General features: G+C 59.9%; 14 protein-coding genes and 1 pseudogene. 9 read left to right on the plus strand and 6 right to left on the minus strand.

Annotated features, from left to right (window positions below):
• Nucleotides 1-9 precede the first annotated feature (9 nt).
• On the plus strand, nt 10-705 hold the full coding sequence (locus AB6O04_RS14415; RefSeq protein WP_368564750.1) for an HD domain-containing protein: 696 nt from the start codon (nt 10-12) through the stop codon (nt 703-705).
• A 466-nt stretch (nt 706-1,171) separates the two neighbouring features.
• On the opposite strand, the gene AB6O04_RS14420 is transcribed toward AB6O04_RS14415, so the two are convergent.
• Both AB6O04_RS14420 and AB6O04_RS14425 read right to left on the minus strand, forming a co-directional pair.
• Entirely contained in the window at nt 1,172-1,597 is a 426-nt protein-coding gene (locus AB6O04_RS14420; protein ID WP_368564751.1) for a cupin domain-containing protein, read from the minus strand.
• Between the two features lie 76 nt (nt 1,598-1,673).
• Nucleotides 1,674-2,153: a carboxymuconolactone decarboxylase family protein gene (locus AB6O04_RS14425; RefSeq protein ID WP_368564753.1), complete on the minus strand. Its 480-nt coding sequence runs from the start codon at nt 2,151-2,153 to the stop codon at nt 1,674-1,676.
• Between the two features lie 337 nt (nt 2,154-2,490).
• On the opposite strand from AB6O04_RS14425, the gene AB6O04_RS14430 reads away from it, so the two are divergent.
• The 8 genes and pseudogenes from AB6O04_RS14430 (at nt 2,491) to AB6O04_RS14465 (ending at nt 9,782) form a co-directional block, all read left to right on the plus strand.
• A complete protein-coding gene (locus tag AB6O04_RS14430) occupies nt 2,491-3,261 on the plus strand; it encodes an SDR family oxidoreductase (RefSeq protein WP_368564754.1) in 771 nt (256 codons plus the stop codon).
• 93 nt (nt 3,262-3,354) lie between these two features.
• Nucleotides 3,355-3,888, plus strand: a complete 534-nt coding sequence (locus tag AB6O04_RS14435) for an Ohr family peroxiredoxin (RefSeq protein ID WP_368564756.1) — start codon at nt 3,355-3,357, stop codon at nt 3,886-3,888.
• A gap of 129 nt (nt 3,889-4,017) precedes the next feature.
• A pseudogene (locus AB6O04_RS14440) lies at nt 4,018-5,202 on the plus strand (cytochrome bc complex cytochrome b subunit); the annotation flags it as partial.
• 332 nt (nt 5,203-5,534) lie between these two features.
• Nucleotides 5,535-6,365: a glutathione S-transferase family protein gene (locus AB6O04_RS14445; RefSeq protein ID WP_368564758.1), complete on the plus strand. Its 831-nt coding sequence runs from the start codon at nt 5,535-5,537 to the stop codon at nt 6,363-6,365.
• A 77-nt stretch (nt 6,366-6,442) separates the two neighbouring features.
• A complete protein-coding gene (locus tag AB6O04_RS14450) occupies nt 6,443-7,450 on the plus strand; it encodes a bestrophin family protein (protein WP_368564759.1) in 1,008 nt (335 codons plus the stop codon).
• Between the two features lie 14 nt (nt 7,451-7,464).
• On the plus strand, nt 7,465-8,268 hold the full coding sequence (locus AB6O04_RS14455; RefSeq protein WP_368564761.1) for an SDR family oxidoreductase: 804 nt from the start codon (nt 7,465-7,467) through the stop codon (nt 8,266-8,268).
• An 86-nt stretch (nt 8,269-8,354) separates the two neighbouring features.
• Nucleotides 8,355-9,131 (plus strand): alpha/beta fold hydrolase, encoded by a 777-nt coding sequence (locus tag AB6O04_RS14460; protein ID WP_368564762.1) that lies wholly within the window; start codon nt 8,355-8,357, stop codon nt 9,129-9,131.
• Between the two features lie 36 nt (nt 9,132-9,167).
• Nucleotides 9,168-9,782 (plus strand): TMEM175 family protein, encoded by a 615-nt coding sequence (locus AB6O04_RS14465; protein WP_368564764.1) that lies wholly within the window; start codon nt 9,168-9,170, stop codon nt 9,780-9,782.
• Between the two features lie 259 nt (nt 9,783-10,041).
• On the opposite strand, the gene AB6O04_RS14470 is transcribed toward AB6O04_RS14465, so the two are convergent.
• From AB6O04_RS14470 to AB6O04_RS14485, 4 genes are all read right to left on the minus strand, one after another.
• Nucleotides 10,042-11,046, minus strand: coding sequence for a glycoside hydrolase family 27 protein (locus AB6O04_RS14470; RefSeq protein WP_368564793.1), 1,005 nt, complete (start codon nt 11,044-11,046; stop codon nt 10,042-10,044).
• A 554-nt stretch (nt 11,047-11,600) separates the two neighbouring features.
• The gene (locus tag AB6O04_RS14475) at nt 11,601-13,049 is read right to left on the minus strand and encodes a nucleoside hydrolase-like domain-containing protein (protein WP_368564766.1); all 1,449 of its coding nucleotides are present in this window, start codon (nt 13,047-13,049) and stop codon (nt 11,601-11,603) included.
• Between the two features lie 3 nt (nt 13,050-13,052).
• Entirely contained in the window at nt 13,053-14,594 is a 1,542-nt protein-coding gene (locus AB6O04_RS14480) for an alpha-N-arabinofuranosidase (protein WP_368564767.1), read from the minus strand.
• Between the two features lie 2 nt (nt 14,595-14,596).
• Nucleotides 14,597-15,682, minus strand: coding sequence for a non-reducing end alpha-L-arabinofuranosidase family hydrolase (locus AB6O04_RS14485; protein ID WP_368564768.1), 1,086 nt, complete (start codon nt 15,680-15,682; stop codon nt 14,597-14,599).
• Nucleotides 15,683-16,285: the final 603 nt, after the last annotated feature.

Here is a 16,285-nt window from a genome sequence, read left to right on the forward strand (position 1 = left end):
AGCATCGCCATGCAATTGATCGACAAATCAAAATCGAAATCACCGCTGCACCCGGATGTCTCGTCTCTGCCTGTGCGCACAATCGCGGGCATCGCCGTCGCGGATACACCGTTAGTCAAGCGCGCCTACGAAATTGCGCGCGAACATCTGGATCCGTATCTATTCAATCACGTGATGCGATCGTGGCTTTTCGCGACCTTGATCGCGGAACAGAAGGGGGATTCCTACGATGCCGAAGTGTTGGCCGTGTCGGCGCTATTGCACGACATCGGCCTATCCGAGGCGTTTGTCGGTCCGCTTCGGTTCGAGGTGGAGGGCGCCAACTTCGCACAGGAGCTCGCCTCCAGCTTCAATGTGGACACACGGCGGGCCCAGCTGATCTGGGACAGCATCGCGCTCAACTCCACTCCGTCGATCTGCCTACACAAAGAAGCCGAGGCCGCACTATGCGTGCTGGGCGTCGGATTGGACTGGGGCGGGTGGGGTTATGAGCGCCTGCCGGGGCAGCAGATCGCGCGAATCATGGAAGAGTTCCCCCGCCTGGCGATGAAGCAACGTTTCACTCAAGCGATATGCAGTCTTTGCGAGCACCGACCGGAGACCACCTACGATAATTTTGCGCGAGATTTCGGCGCGCGCTATGTTCATGGCTACGAGCCACCGTCGATGGTCGACAGTCTGTTGAGTTCCCCGTTCGAGGAATAGCTGGCGACGAAGGTTCTAGAGAATCTTCTGTTTCATGCCATGGCAGATCCGGTGCAGTCGGGACTCGGCACCTTGCACTCCATGGGAGAAGCCATTGAGCGAAGGCGAGGCTCTTTTCCTTCTTCCTTCTTCCTTCGGGATGAGGGCATGCGGCTTACGAGCCATCGGCTCGTGCGTGCCTGAATGCCCTGCGTGCTGCGCAGGGCTGAGGCGTGAAGCGAGGTGCCCGAAGAGCCTGCCCCGTACTTGATACGGGGGGCGGATGAGGGAATGGCAATGACTCGCCAATAGCGTTTGTTGCAAGCGGACGCGCCATTCCCTCATCCGTCGCTGCGCGCCACCCCCGCCTTCGCGAGGGCAGGCTCTTCTCCCGAAGGGAGAAGGAAAGCATGACTGCCCTGGATGATCTGACGCAAAACAGCGTCCGCCGGGCACACTGGCCCGGCGGACGCCATCGCAACCTCGCTCAGGGGACCGGAATCACCGCCGGCTTGCCGACATCCTTCAGCAGCAGCACGAGGAACTTCGCCGGCTTCTCCTTGCTGGCGTTGCGCCCGACCGTGTGCAGATCCTTGGGGCCTTCGTGGAAGCTCTGGCCTGGTGTCAGCGTGACTTCCTTGCCGCCGGCCACGCCCATCACGATCGAACCCTCGAGTACATAGATGAACCCGTGGGCATCATGGCGATGGATCGGATCGACGCCGCCAGGAGGAAACTCAACGGTGATCATCAACGCTTCCTTGCCAGGATAGTCCGGAAGCGCTTGGGTCATGACGTGAGTGACGACGGGGGGAGGGGCGTCGTCATTTCCAGCATCATGAACCGGACCCTGGGCCATGGTGGCGCCGGACCACATCAGGGCGAGCAGGCTGAGAGAACGGTGAATGTGCATCGGTAACTCCTGTATCTGCCGCGGCAGATCGCGAGGTAAAAATAGCCGCCGGGCAGTGGACGTCCGGCGGCCGATTTCAGGACAGCTTGGCCTTTTCCAGGCCGAACGCCTTGTCGTAGCTGCCCGGCACGGTGCGGAAACCAACATTGATGCGGTTCCAGGCGTTGATCGCCATCACCACGAAAGTGAGGTCGGAGATTTCTTTCTCCGACAGCTGCGTGCGGACGCGATCGTAGATGTCGTCCGGCACGCCCTGCGGCGGCAATTGGGTTAGCGCTTCGGTCCAGGCCAGGGCAGCGCGTTCGCGGGGGATGAACAGCTGCGACTCGCGCCAGGAGGCAAGGTGATGCAGACGCAGGGGGCGCTCGCCGTGGATGGTGGCCTGCTTGATGTGCATGTCCAGGCAGAACGCACAGCCGTTTAGCTGCGAAGCACGAATGGAGACGAGATCGCTGATGGATTCCTCGATCGCCGACTGCTTGGCCAGCAGATTGAACTCGACGAACTTCTTGAAAAGTTCGGGGGATTGCTGCTGGTAATCAACACGTTGCGTCATGACTAACTCCTTCAGGGGTGGGGAGACCGCAAGACATGTGCCTCTGGTCCGCGGTCAATCTAGGTGGCGCCCTGCTGTGTGAGTAGATCGCCGGAGGGATGCGCGGTGTTGAGCGCGATGCACCAATGCCCGCACACACCGCCAAGGCTTGCTACAGCTTTGGTCGGTCGCGAGCCGATATGAGCAACAGGCGATTGGTGCCAAACGGGAAACACCGTGCATCCCGAGCAACGGCTACTGCCTCCGGTGCTGCGCTCCTAGGATCATTTCCGCACTCGCCGGTCTTCCGTTCTCCAGGAAGGCTGGTTCCCCGCGCTAGCACATGAAGAGGTGGAACATGAAAGTTGTAGTCATCGGTGGTACCGGATTGATCGGAAGCAAGCTGGTGTCGCGCTTGCGTGACCAAGGGCACGAGGTAGTCGTCGCAGCACCCTCGACCGGCATCGACATTCTCACCGGCGAAGGGCTCGATGCCGCCATGGCGGGCACCGACACCGTCGTGGATCTTTCCAATTCACCATCCTTCGAGGACGCGGCGGTGATGGACTTCTTCCGAACCGCCGGCCGCAATGTGCTCGGCGCGGAAGCCAAGGCAAACGTGGGCCACCATGTGGCGCTTTCCGTAGTCGGAACTCAGAAGCTGACCGACAGCGGCTACTTCCGCGCCAAGATTGCGCAGGAAGAGTTGATCCGCAATGCCGGCATCCCATACACCATCATCCACTCGACTCAGTTCTTCGAATTCCTGCCTGGCATCATCAAGTCGGCCACGGATGGCGACACCGTGCGTTTGGCCCCAGCGCTGGTGCAACCGATCGCATCCGACGACGTGGCTGACGCGGTCGCACGCATTGCGGTGCAGGCACCTGCCAATGACACCGTGGAGATATCGGGGCCGGAACGCGAGCGGTTGTCTGATCTGGCGCAGCGCTTCCTGAGCATCACCCAGGATCCCCGCAAAGTGATCAGCGATGTGCATGCACGCTACTTCGGTGCCGAGCTCAAGACCAACACGCTGGTTCCCGAAGGGAACGCCTGGCAGGGCGCGATGAACTTCGAACGCTGGGTGGAACAGTCCGAGTTCGCCCGCTCCGCACCGCGCGCATAACACTGCGACGTCCGGCTGCTGAGGAACGCGCCCCGGCAACTGGACTGCTGCGCCTGTGCCGAACAGAACAACCAATGAGGACACCACGCGTTCATGACTCCGTTGCAACCGCCACCGACAAGCATGCTGGACAAGTACTACGGCGAGGATACCCAAGAGCTCTACACCGGACGTGTGCGGGTGACGGGTGGCGAGGCCGCGCATGGTCGCGTCTCGGGGGTCGTGAAGTCAGATGACGGTGCGCTCGAAGTGAATCTGCGCCTGCCGAACGAACTCGGCGGGCCAGGCGGTGGCAGCAACCCCGAGCAGTTGCTCGCGGCCGGCTATGCCGCCTGCTTCCACGGCGCTCTGACACTGCTTGCGTGCCGTTCCGGTGTGGAGCTCAAGGAATTGGTTGTGGATGCCGCAGTGACGTTCGCGCGCGACCCGGTGGATGGACTGTTCCTGCTGTCAGCCGAGATCCGCGCCAGTCTTCCTGGACTCGATCGGGCGCTGGCCGCTGAGCTGGTGCGCAACACCGAGCGCATCTGTCCCTACTCGAAGATGTTCCGCCGCGGCATCGACCACGTGGTGTCGGTTGCACCCGAACCGCTGTCGCCAGCTGCTGGCGACGGAAATCCCTCCTGACTGCTGCATTCAGCAAGGAGAACTGTCGTGGCCCTGAAGATAGTTCGCATACGTCCCCGTAACCGGCTACTGGCGTGGGCCGAGGATCGGCTGCCCCTGATCTCATTCATCGCCGCACACACAAGCCGGTACTACGCGCCGAAGAACTTCAACGTTTGGTACTACTTCGGGGTGCTCGCGCTGGTGACGCTGGTCAATCAACTGGCGACGGGCATCTTCCTGGCGATGCACTTCAAGCCATCGTCGGCGGAAGCCTTTGCCTCCGTCGAGTACATCATGCGCGACGTCGAATGGGGGTGGCTGATCCGCTACATGCATTCCACCGGCGCTTCGCTCTTTTTTGTGGTGATTTACGCCCATATGCTGCGCGGAATGCTGTATGGATCGTACAAGCGGCCACGCGAACTGGTGTGGATTCTCGGTATGTCGATCTACCTGGTCCTCATGGCCGAGGCCTTCATGGGTTACGTGCTGCCTTGGGGCCAGATGTCTTTCTGGGGCGCGAAGGTGATCATCTCGCTGTTCGGCGCGATACCGGTGGTCGGCGACAGCTTGTCGCACTGGATCATGGGCGATTATGTGCCCGGGGATGCCACGCTGAATCGGTTCTTCGCGCTGCATGTGGTCGCGTTGCCCATTGTGTTGCTGTTGCTGGTAACGGTGCACATCCTGGCGCTGCACGAGGTGGGTTCCAACAACCCGGACGGCATCGAGATCCACGATAAGACCGGGGGTGATGGCCATCCACTGGATGGCATTCCATTCCACCCGTACTACACGGCCGAGGACTTTCTCAGTACCGTGGTGTTCCTGCTGGTGGCCGCATTCCTGATCTTCTTCGCACCGACCGTGGGCGGACTGTTCCTGGAGTACGACAACTTCGTCGAAGCCAATCCGCTGGTCACCCCGGAGCACATCAAACCCGTTTGGTACTTCACGCCGTTCTACGCGATGTTGCGCGTGGTGCCCGACAAAGTATCTGGCGTGCTGGTGATGTTCCTGGCCATCCTCGCGCTATTTCTGCTTCCGTGGCTTGATCGCGGCAAGGTGAAATCCATTCGCTATCGTGGCCGCGGATACCAGGTCGCGCTAGGTGTATTCGTCTTGTCGTTCGTGCTGCTCGGCGCCGTTGGCATCGGTGCCGTGGCGGACGTTTTGCCCCGGATGCTTGGTCGCGGTATCGACGTCAACTCGGTGGAGAACTGGATCGGGAGAGCGCTGTTGGTCGGCTACTTCGGGTTCTTCGCATTCTTATGGATATACACCCGATTCGGCATCGAGCGGACAAGACCAGTGCCAGAGCGGGTGACTTAGAGACCGTTCTGCTCGGTCGTATCGCATAGCTATCCATCAATCCGCGATTCCGTGGGAGCGCCGTCCCGGCGCGAGCTCTTTCTGTCAGACCATGGTGGAAGCAAGAGCTCGCGGCGAGACGCCGCTCCTACCGTATCGCGTGTTTTCCAACATGCAGGGAAACCGTGATGAAAGCGCGACGAATTGTTGCGCGATGAACAACACGCTGCATCCCTGGCCAAGGCTTCCGTCGCCATAGGTGCGGACCTAACCTGTATTCAACGAACGGCACTTGCACCTCTCCACTTCAAACCCCATCGCCAGTGCAGTAGTGCGGAGCCGAAAAGCGTCAAATGCTTCTTGTCCGTCGTAACGAAGAAGACGGATGTCAGCTCGTCGAGGAGGCTGTAACGGGCGTGCACTTTCCATCCGTTCGTGCACGGGACAACCCACGTCGGCGCGGTGTCCCCGCGGAACTCCGATCAGCAACACGACGAAACGACGGACAAGAAGCACCACAAGAACGGCATCACCGCTTTCGAAGAACAATTCACTGGAACAACCCCATGAAACTCTATTACTTCCCAGGAGCATGTTCATTGGCAGACCATATCGTCCTGCAGTGGACTGGCATTGCTCATGAAACCGTGCGCATGAGCTCGGAGACGATCAAGTCGGACGAGTACCTGCAGATGAATCCCAACGGCACCGTCCCCATGCTGCTGCATGACGGCTTCGTCTTGACGGAGAACGTCGCGATTCTGGGATACATCGCCGAACAGCGTCCGGAAGCGGCGCTCCTGGGTGACGGCAGCACCCGAGGCCGTGCCGAGGTGATGCGTTGGCTCGCCTATCTCAACTCTGACGTCCACATGGCATTCAAGCCCATCTTCACCCCGTCACGCTTCCTTCCCGATGAAGACCAAGCGGGAGCACTGGCTGACCAAGCGCGAATCCAAGTAAGTGCTCATCTGCAGCGTTTGGATGTTCAGTTGGAGGGGAGGGAATGGCTGGCCGGAACCCGATCAATCGCGGATCCCTATCTGTTCGTCATGCTGCGCTGGGCCACCCGGAAAGATATTCCGCTGAATGACTTCAGGAACCTGCTGAGCTTCCTGGAGCGAATGTTCGCGGATGCCGGCGTGTTTGCGGCGATCGCCAGCGAAGAAGACGAACTTGAGTAGCGAGCCGTCTGGAGCTGCCAGTTTCCCGGCGATGTTCCACCGCCAGCAGAGCTTCCACCCCTAGGAGATCAACCGTCATGCTTGCCGGTCGCTCATACAAATTCGCAGAGTTCGTTCTTTGGACCAGGCGCCCGCTTTACGCGCTGATTGCCTTCAATGCCGCTGTCGTGGTGCTCTATCAGGTTGTCGGCCTCAAGTGGCTGACCATTCCCTGGGGCGTAGCTTTCATGTTGGGCACCACGGTCGCCCTGATGGCGGGCTTCAAGAGCACCCAGACCTACAACAGGACCTGGGAGGCGCAGCAGATCTGGGCCTCCATCGCCGGCATGAGCCGTCTCTGGGGCACCGTGAGCAGGGACTTCCTGTCAGACGGCAAAGAATCGCAGCGCCTGATCTATCGCCACCTGGCCTGGCTGACGGCGTTGCGCTATCAGATGCGGGACAGCAAGGCATGGGAAACCGCCAAGAAGGCGTCCAACGCGGAGTATCTGAAGAACTACGGCGTCCCGGAGAAAGAGCGCGCTCTGGAAGTGGAGATCGCGAAGTACGTTTCTCCGGAAGAGAAGAGTCGAATTCTCATCGCCAATGGCAAAGCGACCCAAGTCCTCGGCCTGCAAAGCGAAGCGCTCAAGGCCACGCTTGATTCGGGCGTCATTCCAGCCAATGTCTTCTTCGAGCTACAGAAGATACTCAAGGAGTTCCAGGACCTGCAGGCGAAGAGCGAGCGGATCAAGAACTATCCGTATCCGAGGCAGTACGCCGTCATCAACGCGATATTCGTCAGGATCCTGTGCTTCCTGCTGCCGCTGGGAATAATCAGCGAGCTGGAGCGCCTGAATCAGCTCGTCGAGGGCGTGATGGCAGGTCACATGGTGTGGCTGGCGATTCCCCTGGGTGTGCTGATTTCCTGGATGTACGCCGCACTGGATCAGGTGGGAGAGAGCAGCGCCAATCCATTCGAGGGCGGGGCGAACGACGTCCCCATCTCGCAGATATGTAACTCCATCGAGATCGATCTGCGGCAGCTACTGGGTGAAAGTGGCGTGCCCCTCAGCTCCAGCCCATCCCGTCCCATCGTCATGTGATGGGGAGACCGACCATGAAAATAGTAGTGGCGGGCGGACATGGCCTGATCGGTGCCAAGCTCGTGAGCAGGCTGAGATTGCGCGGACACGAGGTGATTGCCGCTTCCCGGAGATCCTGCGTGAACACCGTTACCGGCGAAGGATTGGATGGGGCCTTGAGCGGCGCCCATGCCGTTGTGGACGTGACCAATGCACCCTCATTCGACGAGCCAGACGTTACCGAGTTTTTCCGGCGGTCGACCGAACAACTACTTGCAGCTGGCGCGCGCGCCGGTGTCTCCCATCACGTTGCGCTGTCGGTAGTCGGCACCCGGCGCCTACAGACCAGCGGGTACTTCCGGGCCAAGGAAATACAGGAGAACCTCGTGAGGCGTTCGAGTGTCCCGCATACCCTCGTGCAATCGACACAGTTCTTCGAGTTCATGGCCAACATCATCCCGCCCGGCAGTGGCAGGGAGACCGTCCATCTATCACCTGCCTTGGTACAGCCAGTAGCGGCGGACGACGTGGCCAATCTGCTGGTGGAGCGGGTGACGATGCCTCCCTCGGACGCACCCACCGAGATTGCCGGGCCCGAATCCTACCGATTGTGCGAACTCGTTCAATGGGTCATGTACAGCTATCAGGACGACAGGCCAGTGGTGGCGGACCCGACGGCGAGCTACTACGGCGCGATCCTGGACGATCACATGCTCACCCCCGGGCCCCACGCGCTAACCGCAAAGACGTATTTCCGGGACTGGCTGGATGGGTATCTATCCGGAGCGCTGCAGATACCGCATGTCCACCATCCCAGCCCCATGGCACGCACACGTTAATCACGGCTCGTTAATCACGGCTCATCGAATGGAGCGTCCTTTGCGACCGTTCATGGGCGATGTCAACCAAGAGAAGGAATATAGAAATGAATAAACTGATCGCATCTGCTCTTCTGATTGCGGCAATGGTGTTTTCTTCGGCTGCTGTTGCCCAAACCGACAAGCCCACCATCGTCCTGGTGCATGGCGCTTTTGCGGAAGCGTCCTCGTGGAATGGGGTGGTCGCGGTTCTTCGGAGCCAAGGCTATCCGGTGGTCGCTGTCGCCAATCCTCTACGAAGCGTCAAGAGCGACGCTCAGTATCTCAGCGACATCGTCGACTCAATCGAGACGCCCGTCGTACTGGTAGGGCATTCCTATGGCGGCTTGGTGATAGGCGAGATCGCCGGCTCAGGTCGAAACATAAAGGGCTTGGTTTTCGTTGCGGCATTCGCAGCGGAAATTGGAGAGACTGCAGCCGGGCTTTCAGGAAAGTTCCCGGGTAGCAGCCTCGGCACGGCTTTGGCCCCGGCAGTCACGCTGACAACCGGTGGCAAAGACCTCTACATCCGCCAGGACAAGTTTCACGATCAGTTCGCTGCAGACGTGGCGGAAGCCGAAGCGGCACTGATGGCGGCTTCGCAGCGCCCCGTGACCGAAGCGGCGCTCAACGAGCCGGCTGGCGCGTCGGCCTGGAAGCGGATCCCCTCCTGGTTCGTTTATGGCGATAAGGACAAGAATATCCCGCCCGCCGCGCTTGCTTTCATGGCAGACCGCGCGAACTCAAGGAAGACGATCATCGTGCCCGGTGCTTCGCATGCGGTGATGGTGTCCCATCCGGAGGCTGTCGCAGAACTGGTGCTGGCGGCCGCGCGGTCGAACTGATCGTTTCGCGACGTTTACCGGCAATGGATTGCCACCTTGGTTAACCTGCAGGCTCAGGATAGGGTGATGGGAAAAGGACGGATGGAAGGGTTCAGTGATGGTGTGATGGCGATCGTCATCACCATCATGGTGTTGGAGCTGAAGGTTCCGCATGGCGCCGATCTTGATGCACTGCGGCCTTTGTTGCCCAGCTTTCTGAGCTACATCCTGAGCTTCGTCTATATCGGCATCTACTGGAACAACCATCACCACTTGATTCATGCAGCCAAGAAGGTGTCGGGCGGTATGCTTTGGGCCAATCTTAATTTTCTCTTTTGGCTGTCGCTGTTTCCATTCGCCACCGGCTGGATGGGGGAGAATCACTTCGAAGCGTTGCCTTCTGCTGCGTATGGGTTCGTTCTTCTCATGGCCGCGGCTGCCTACTATCTGCTACAGCGGTGCATCATTTCCGCAAGTGGCCCGCAATCGGTGTTGAAGCGCGCCATTGGAAAAGACTGGAAGGGAAAACTGCCGCCGATCCTCTACATAAGCGCGATCATCCTCTCTTTCCAGGCCAACTGGGTAGCACAAGCGCTCTATGTTTCGGTGGCTCTGATATGGCTGATACCGGACCGGAGAATCGAGCGAGCCATTGCTGCGGCAGGATCCTAACGCGACACGGCTGGCGTCTGGTTTCGGTCTACTCTGTTGAAAAATCCGGTTGCCTGAAATGCTCACCGGGTGCCGGACCACGTGAGCGCGATGTCCAAAGGTTCCGAACTTAGAATTCTGCTGTAACTGTGCAGTTTTCGATCTTGCCTGCGCCAATGACATCAGCACCAGTTCGCCCGTCGGCGTTTCGATCCATTGGAAGGTTTGCGCCCTGCCGCACTGGCCGGCCACAAGCGTCGCCCTTCCATCCTCACCCGCCCTATGGTTTCGCAGGGCCGGTCAGGAGCAGCATCAGCACGCTGTGCGGCGCCAGCCGCGCTTCCAGTTTGCTGCTGGTGTCGCCCGTCTTCTTGCTCCACAGGTCGGACCAGCGGTAGACGGTCTGCTTGAAATCGACCGACCTCTTGCTCAGGTCATCCATCAGGACTTGCTTCTTCCAGTCATGGCGAACGTCGGCAGGCTGGTTGGAGCGATTCAGGAACATCAGTGCCCATTGGCCGCCGTCGAGCGGTTTGGCATAGACCTCCAGCGGACCGTCGGCCAGGACACGCAGTGCCTGTACACCCAGCTTGTCCTGGTTCACCGCGATCACGCCGGGGTTGGTCAGGATGCGGCGGGTCGACTCGGACATGGAACGCAGGTCGTTGCCCAGGATGAGGGGCGAGGCCATCATCGCCCAGATCGACAGATGGGCACGGTCTTCATCCTCGCTCATGCCGTTGCCCACTTCGAGCATGTCCATATCGTTCCAGTGGCCGGGCCCTGCGAACTTGCGCAGGCCTGCCTGCTTGTCGAGGATGCGCAGCACGCCCAGACCAGTCGAGAAACCGGGACTGAATTCGCAGTCGAAGCAATTGTAGATATCGGGCGTGGTTCGCCACGAATGGCCGACCTGACCGGCCCATTCCCACGGCTTGCTTATGCCCCATTCGCATATGCTGAACAGCATCGGACGCCCCGCCTTGGCGATCGCGTCGCGCATCGTGGTGTACGCCGCTTCGGGGTTCAAGCTCGCGGTGTCGCACCAGTCGTACTTGACGTAATCGATGCCCCAGCTCGCATAGGTCCGCGCATCCTGATACTCGTGGCCGCGGCTGCCGGGACGGCCGCCGCAGGTGGTCGCGCCTGCGTCCGAGTAGATGCCCAGCTTGAGTCCCTTGCCATGCACATAGTCCGCCAGCGCCTTCATGCCGGATGGGAAGCGCTTGGGGTCGGGATGGATGTTGCCGTCGGCGTCGCGCTGGCCATGCCAGCAATCGTCAATTAAATGTCGGCGCCGCGCCTGCCATCAGCGTCAAGGCCATGCATAACAGCAGCCCGGATACGACAACTCCGGGCGATTTCGATTCAGGCCACATGCGCTTCACCTTTCAGATTGATCGGCTCACGCAGGGCGGGACCGCCTGCGGCGGTTCGGCCTTATGTGCCTGGTCTGGATCGCCACAATGGCTAATGAAATGCGGGGCGCGTGTCGATTGAGCTCGCGTCCTGCTTCAAGGCGAAGCATAGGCAGCGCGTCGCGTCATATCCAATGAATTGTTGGGAGCGCGCCATATCTTTTTTTGAATGCAGCACCGCACCAGCATGCTCGTGCCGTTTCAGTCCACGCAGGGTTCTACGAGGTCGTTTTTGATTCATAAGACCACGTGGGGGCGGAACCGCCACCTGACGGAAGAGCTCGCGGCGGGACGCCGCTCCTACAAAAGCAAAAGGTCCATGACCCGTAGGAGCGCCGTCCTCGGCGCGAGCTTTTGCTTCTGCGGCGATCTGATGGGAAGAGCTCGCGGCGGGTGCCAGCGGCATGCAGGAAAACGCCGCTTAATTCCTTCCGTCCTCCGGTGTGAAAGTGACGATGACGCGTTGGTAGCGCGTCAGCGCGGGACTGCCCTTATCGATCACCTGAACGATGAAGTGCGCGGTCTCCGCCTTGCTTACCACTGGCGCCTGCCCCCAAACGGTATGATGATTTTCCGCATACCCCAGTTTGATTTCCTTCTTGTAGCTGCCAGCTTCGGGATACTGAAACCACAGGTAGCTCAAGCTATCTCCATCGGGGTCGAAGCTGCCGGCGGCGCTCATCATGAAGTCTTCGCCGGATTTGACGGTCAGCCGATCGCTATGGCCGAGCTTTACCACTGGCGGATGATTCGCCCCCTCGTATGGCTTGATGCTCCAATCCATTCGGGCAGCGAAATCATTCTGGAATTCTTTGCGCCAGCGCCAGATCGTGGTCCTGTACCCACTGCTGACTTTGTCGTGGGCACGCACGCTGCGGCCATAGTCGTTGTAGACCATCGGCCTGTAACTATCCACGGCGTTGGTCCAGATAGCACGAGGTTCTTGCAATACAGGTACGTTGCCGGTGAAGCCTTCCGGATTGGTGTTCTCCAACGCTGGCGTATACAACTCGTAGCGTCCACCCCAGCCGCCCCAGTCCGGATGCTCGGGTGCGTTCAGACCGTTGGGTATCAAGGACAGGAAGGAGGGCGTATCGCCCTCCATGCCAAAAGAGACATCCGGATACATCGCGCCCAGCGCTCCATGCCCTTGTTGAATATGCGCGGCGATCCAATTGTTGCTCACTTCAGAGCTGTCGAAGCCCGGCTCGGCTGTGTGGATGCCAGTCCAAGTGCCATTGCCATATCCGCCGGGGCTGACGATGTAAAACAATTCGGGAAACTCTTTGCGTATCCAGAAACCGGAATCGTCCTGATCGGAGATCGTGTAGACGCGCAACCTGCTTACCAGGCGAGCGGTCTGCTCCGGCGTCCTGTCGTGTTCAATCCGATACAACGCTTGAGCAAGCGTATTAGCGCCGCCCCAAACCGCAACCCATAGGGGCCGCGTGTCATTTTTCTCCAGGGCCTTGATGATGGCGTCCGATCCCGGCGAGTCCTTGCCGTCGCCGACACCTTGCATGCCATAGAGCTGCGAGCCGGAACGCACCACCGCTTTCAGCGCCTCCGCTTTCGGAAAACCCGGTTCGTGCTTCGACAGATTGGGTTGAACTCGGCCGTAGGCATCGATGATCACCTGCATGGATGCCGGTGCGATACGCGACTTCTGATGCGTAGAGGTAGTGGCGACGATGCCTTCGATATCGATCTGGTTCGCGTACAGAAGCAAGCGCACGAGCGACTGGCTGTCATCGGGATCGGCCTCGATATCGCTGAGGACAATCAGGCGTTGCTTGGGTTCGGCGAAGCCAAGGGCCGGCACGCATACCAGTAACGCCGCCAGAATCGCCGTGATTGAAAGTGATCGCATCGTCTACTCCTCCAAAGCGACCACCATCACGGCCTTGGCAGGCACATTGATCGACAGCTTGCCGCCTGCGGCACGCGCGCTGAAGGCGGCCGGCTTGACGACCTGCGGATTCTGGAACGTGTTATGCGCATCCATCACGGTCGAGGTCAGCACCTTGCCGGCCGCCGCTTTTACCTTTGTGCCGGCGACGTTGACGGCGACATCGACCGGCTTGTGCGGATCGGTGTTGACCAGTGCCAGGTACAGCTTGCCGTCTTTAGCGCGCGCCGCCGAAGCGCTCACGCCCGGAATGGTCACTGCGCCCAGGGTGTAGCGGGTGTTGTCCTTGATTGCCAGCGGCAGCGACGTGGCATCCTGAAACGGTACATACATCTGGAAGGCGTAGTAGGTCGGGGTCAGAACCATCTTCTCCTTGTCGGTCAGGATCATCGCCTGCAGGACGTTGACCATCTGGGCAATGGTGGTCAGCGGCACCCGTTCCGCGTGCTCATGGAAGATGTTGAAGTTGAGCGCCGCCACGAGCGCGTCGCGCAGGGAGTTCTGCTGGAACAACGCGCTTCTGGCGCCCTTGTCGGCGTCGTCATACCAGGTGCCCCACTCATCGATCATCATCCCGATCTTCTTCTCGGGATCGGTCTTGTCCAGTACCGCCACGTGATCTTTGATCAGCTGATCCATCTTCAAGGTATTGGCAAGGATCGAGATCCACCCGCCTTCCTTGAAGCCGAGGGCCGCGCCCTTGTCCTCCCAAGTGGCGCCTACGATGGTGTACTGATGGACGCTGATGCCGGTCGTGCGGCCTTTCAGTTCCTTGCTCAGGACATCGGTCCACGTGGTGTCGAAGCCACTGCCGCCGCTGGCGATCATTTTTGGCCTGGACTGCGCGGGCGCCCTCAGGAAGGTCTCGTAATTGCTGTACAGGGCCGCGTAGTACTCGGGCTTCAGGTTGCCGCCGCAGCCCCACAACTCGTTGCCGATACCGAAGAAGGCGACTTTGAACGGCTTTTCGCGCCCGTTCTGAGCGCGCAGCCTGGCCAGGGGCGAGCCCCCGTCCGCCGTCATGTACTCGACCCAATCGGACATCTCTTGCACGGTGCCGGTACCGACGTTGCCGTTGACGTAGGCGTCGGCACCCAGCATGTCGATCAGGTCGAAGAATTCGTGGGTGCCGACAGCGTTGATCTGTTCTACGTTGCCATTACCGTTGATGTTGCTCGGGCGCTTGTCCTGAGGGCCGATGCCGTCGCGCCAATGATAGGTGTCGGCGAAGCAGCCGCCCGGCCAACGCACCAGCGGCACGTGCAACTCCTTGAGCGCGCCGACGACGTCATTGCGCCAGCCCCGGGTGTTGGGGATGTTCGACGTGGGGCCGACCCACATGCCTTCGTAGACGCCGGTGCCCAGGTGTTCGGCGAACTGGCCGTAGACATTCTTGTTGATGACGGCACCAGGCTTGGCCGGATCGATGCTGATGGTCACGGCGGCGAACACGGGAGCGGTCGCCAGCATTGCAAGCGCCAGTACGCTGCTCTTCACTACACTCATGTTCATTCCTTGCACAACTCGCTGATGGCGTTTGGGGCGGTGGCGGTGATCACGCCCAGCCGATAGGGCAGTTCGATGTACTCGTACTTCTTGTCTTTTTCCATGTCCAAGCCCTGGTAGAGGAATCTCAGCGGCTGGCAGGGGTCGATGCTCAGCGTCTGGTCGACGCCATCGCGGATCAGTTCGCCATGGGATACGCCTTCGGACCAGATCCGGCCGTCGAACTTGACGTTTTCCGCGCCAGCGAACGTGTTCATCCTGGCACCGGGAATGGGTTGCCACTTGCCGTCCAGGCGATCGGCTGTCCATGCCCGGAAGTACCTGCCGGTGGGTCCGATCGCTTCGATCAGCGTCAAGTACTGGTGGGTGCCGGTGATCTTGTAGGTGTTGCTCGCCTCGAACATGTCCTCGCGCTTTTCCTTCATGACGACCACGGGCTCGGAGAAGCCATGGGGGAAGCGCTCCACCGTTGTTTCACCGCGGAAGAAGCTGCCGTGGTCGTCGGTGAAAAACAGATGGCACTTCTTGTCGTCGCAGATGTTCCAGAAGTCCAGCCAGGCCGCCTTGCCGTTGGCGTCTTTAACGCTTTCCGGGATGGTCGGGTAGAACGGCTGCGGCGCCGTCCATGAGCGGGGATCGGCCAGATTCTTGGTGGTGGAATACAACGGGTCGCCGCCTTGGTAAATCAGATACCAGAGCTTTTGCGGCGCGAAATAGAACACCTGCGGCGCAGCGCGGTAACCCGGCCCGATGGGGGACTGGTCGAGCATAAACAGGGGCGCCTTCGGCGCTTCGTCCCAATCAGCGAAGCTCGTATAGGCCATGCCCCAGCCTGTTGCCGCGGCCGTGGTCATGAATACATGGTATCGATTGTCGTGGTAGACGACGGTTGGGTCTTTGACGCCATGGATATGTTTGGCATCGGCGGGAGGCTTGATCAGGGGCTCGCTGGATTTCCATTCAAAAGGTTTGGCGCCAGTCGCGGGTTCCGTCGCGTGAGCGAGCGTGCTCAATGCCAGGCATGACGCAAACCAGAGTGCACTGAATCCGGCGAGGGAGGATTTGTAGTTGTGCATAACTTCAGCCATTGATGTTTACAGGGATTCGGCAACGAGAAGGGTCAGGAACAATTAGTCTCCGCCGGTGACCGTCCTGGCCGGAACGGCCTCGGGAAGTTGCCCCTGACACCGTTTTTGCGGTTCCGCTACGCCACACCGTTGGTGTCCCAGGGCTTCGCGTTGCCGGATGCTGCCGTTGTGTCATGAACTGTCATGGATCGACTTCGAGGCGAAGCATAGGCAGGCGCGTCGTGTCATTTCCAATCAATTGTTCAGCGCGAGCCATAACTTTTTCCCGCGGCCTAAAGGTTCCAGGTTCAATTTCACGCTGGATGAGACGCGGTCGCCCACGCGGGCGAGCATCGGCGCAGCGCCCAGCCGGCGATTCGACGTGACGCCGGAAACGCTGACTGCCGTAACCCTTGCCTTGCATCAGATGCACTCGGATATCCTCCGTCTCGACCGCATCGAAGCCCTCCGACCGCCCAGCTGCGTAACACGCGCCGCGTGATGCCGGGTCCACATCGAGTGCCTAGATTATGGCTCCCAGGTGTCTACGAAAGGCTGGCCAGTCCAGTTTTGGTCGCGATTACTGTCGTACTCGCCTTGTTTTCTATCTTTCAGTTCTGTGCC

It is taken from the genome of Pseudoxanthomonas sp. UTMC 1351 (assembly GCF_040948865.1).
Classification (GTDB): Bacteria; Pseudomonadota; Gammaproteobacteria; order Xanthomonadales; family Xanthomonadaceae; genus Pseudoxanthomonas_A.

Excerpts from the sequence above, each read along its gene's own strand:
- AB6O04_RS14450 (WP_368564759.1), top strand. The coding sequence starts at position 6,443 with ATGCTTGCCGGTCGCTCATACAAATTCGCAGAGTTCGTTCTTTGGACC.
- AB6O04_RS14435 (WP_368564756.1), top strand. The coding sequence starts at position 3,355 with ATGACTCCGTTGCAACCGCCACCGACAAGCATGCTGGACAAGTACTAC.
- AB6O04_RS14485 (WP_368564768.1), bottom strand. The coding sequence starts at position 15,682 with ATGGCTGAAGTTATGCACAACTACAAATCCTCCCTCGCCGGATTCAGT.
- AB6O04_RS14420 (WP_368564751.1), bottom strand. The coding sequence starts at position 1,597 with ATGCACATTCACCGTTCTCTCAGCCTGCTCGCCCTGATGTGGTCCGGC.
- AB6O04_RS14415 (WP_368564750.1), top strand. The coding sequence starts at position 10 with ATGCAATTGATCGACAAATCAAAATCGAAATCACCGCTGCACCCGGAT.
- AB6O04_RS14445 (WP_368564758.1), top strand. The coding sequence starts at position 5,535 with ATGCTTCTTGTCCGTCGTAACGAAGAAGACGGATGTCAGCTCGTCGAG.
- AB6O04_RS14455 (WP_368564761.1), top strand. The coding sequence starts at position 7,465 with ATGAAAATAGTAGTGGCGGGCGGACATGGCCTGATCGGTGCCAAGCTC.
- AB6O04_RS14425 (WP_368564753.1), bottom strand. The coding sequence starts at position 2,153 with ATGACGCAACGTGTTGATTACCAGCAGCAATCCCCCGAACTTTTCAAG.
- AB6O04_RS14480 (WP_368564767.1), bottom strand. The coding sequence starts at position 14,594 with ATGAGTGTAGTGAAGAGCAGCGTACTGGCGCTTGCAATGCTGGCGACC.
- AB6O04_RS14430 (WP_368564754.1), top strand. The coding sequence starts at position 2,491 with ATGAAAGTTGTAGTCATCGGTGGTACCGGATTGATCGGAAGCAAGCTG.
- AB6O04_RS14460 (WP_368564762.1), top strand. The coding sequence starts at position 8,355 with ATGAATAAACTGATCGCATCTGCTCTTCTGATTGCGGCAATGGTGTTT.
- AB6O04_RS14475 (WP_368564766.1), bottom strand. The coding sequence starts at position 13,049 with ATGCGATCACTTTCAATCACGGCGATTCTGGCGGCGTTACTGGTATGC.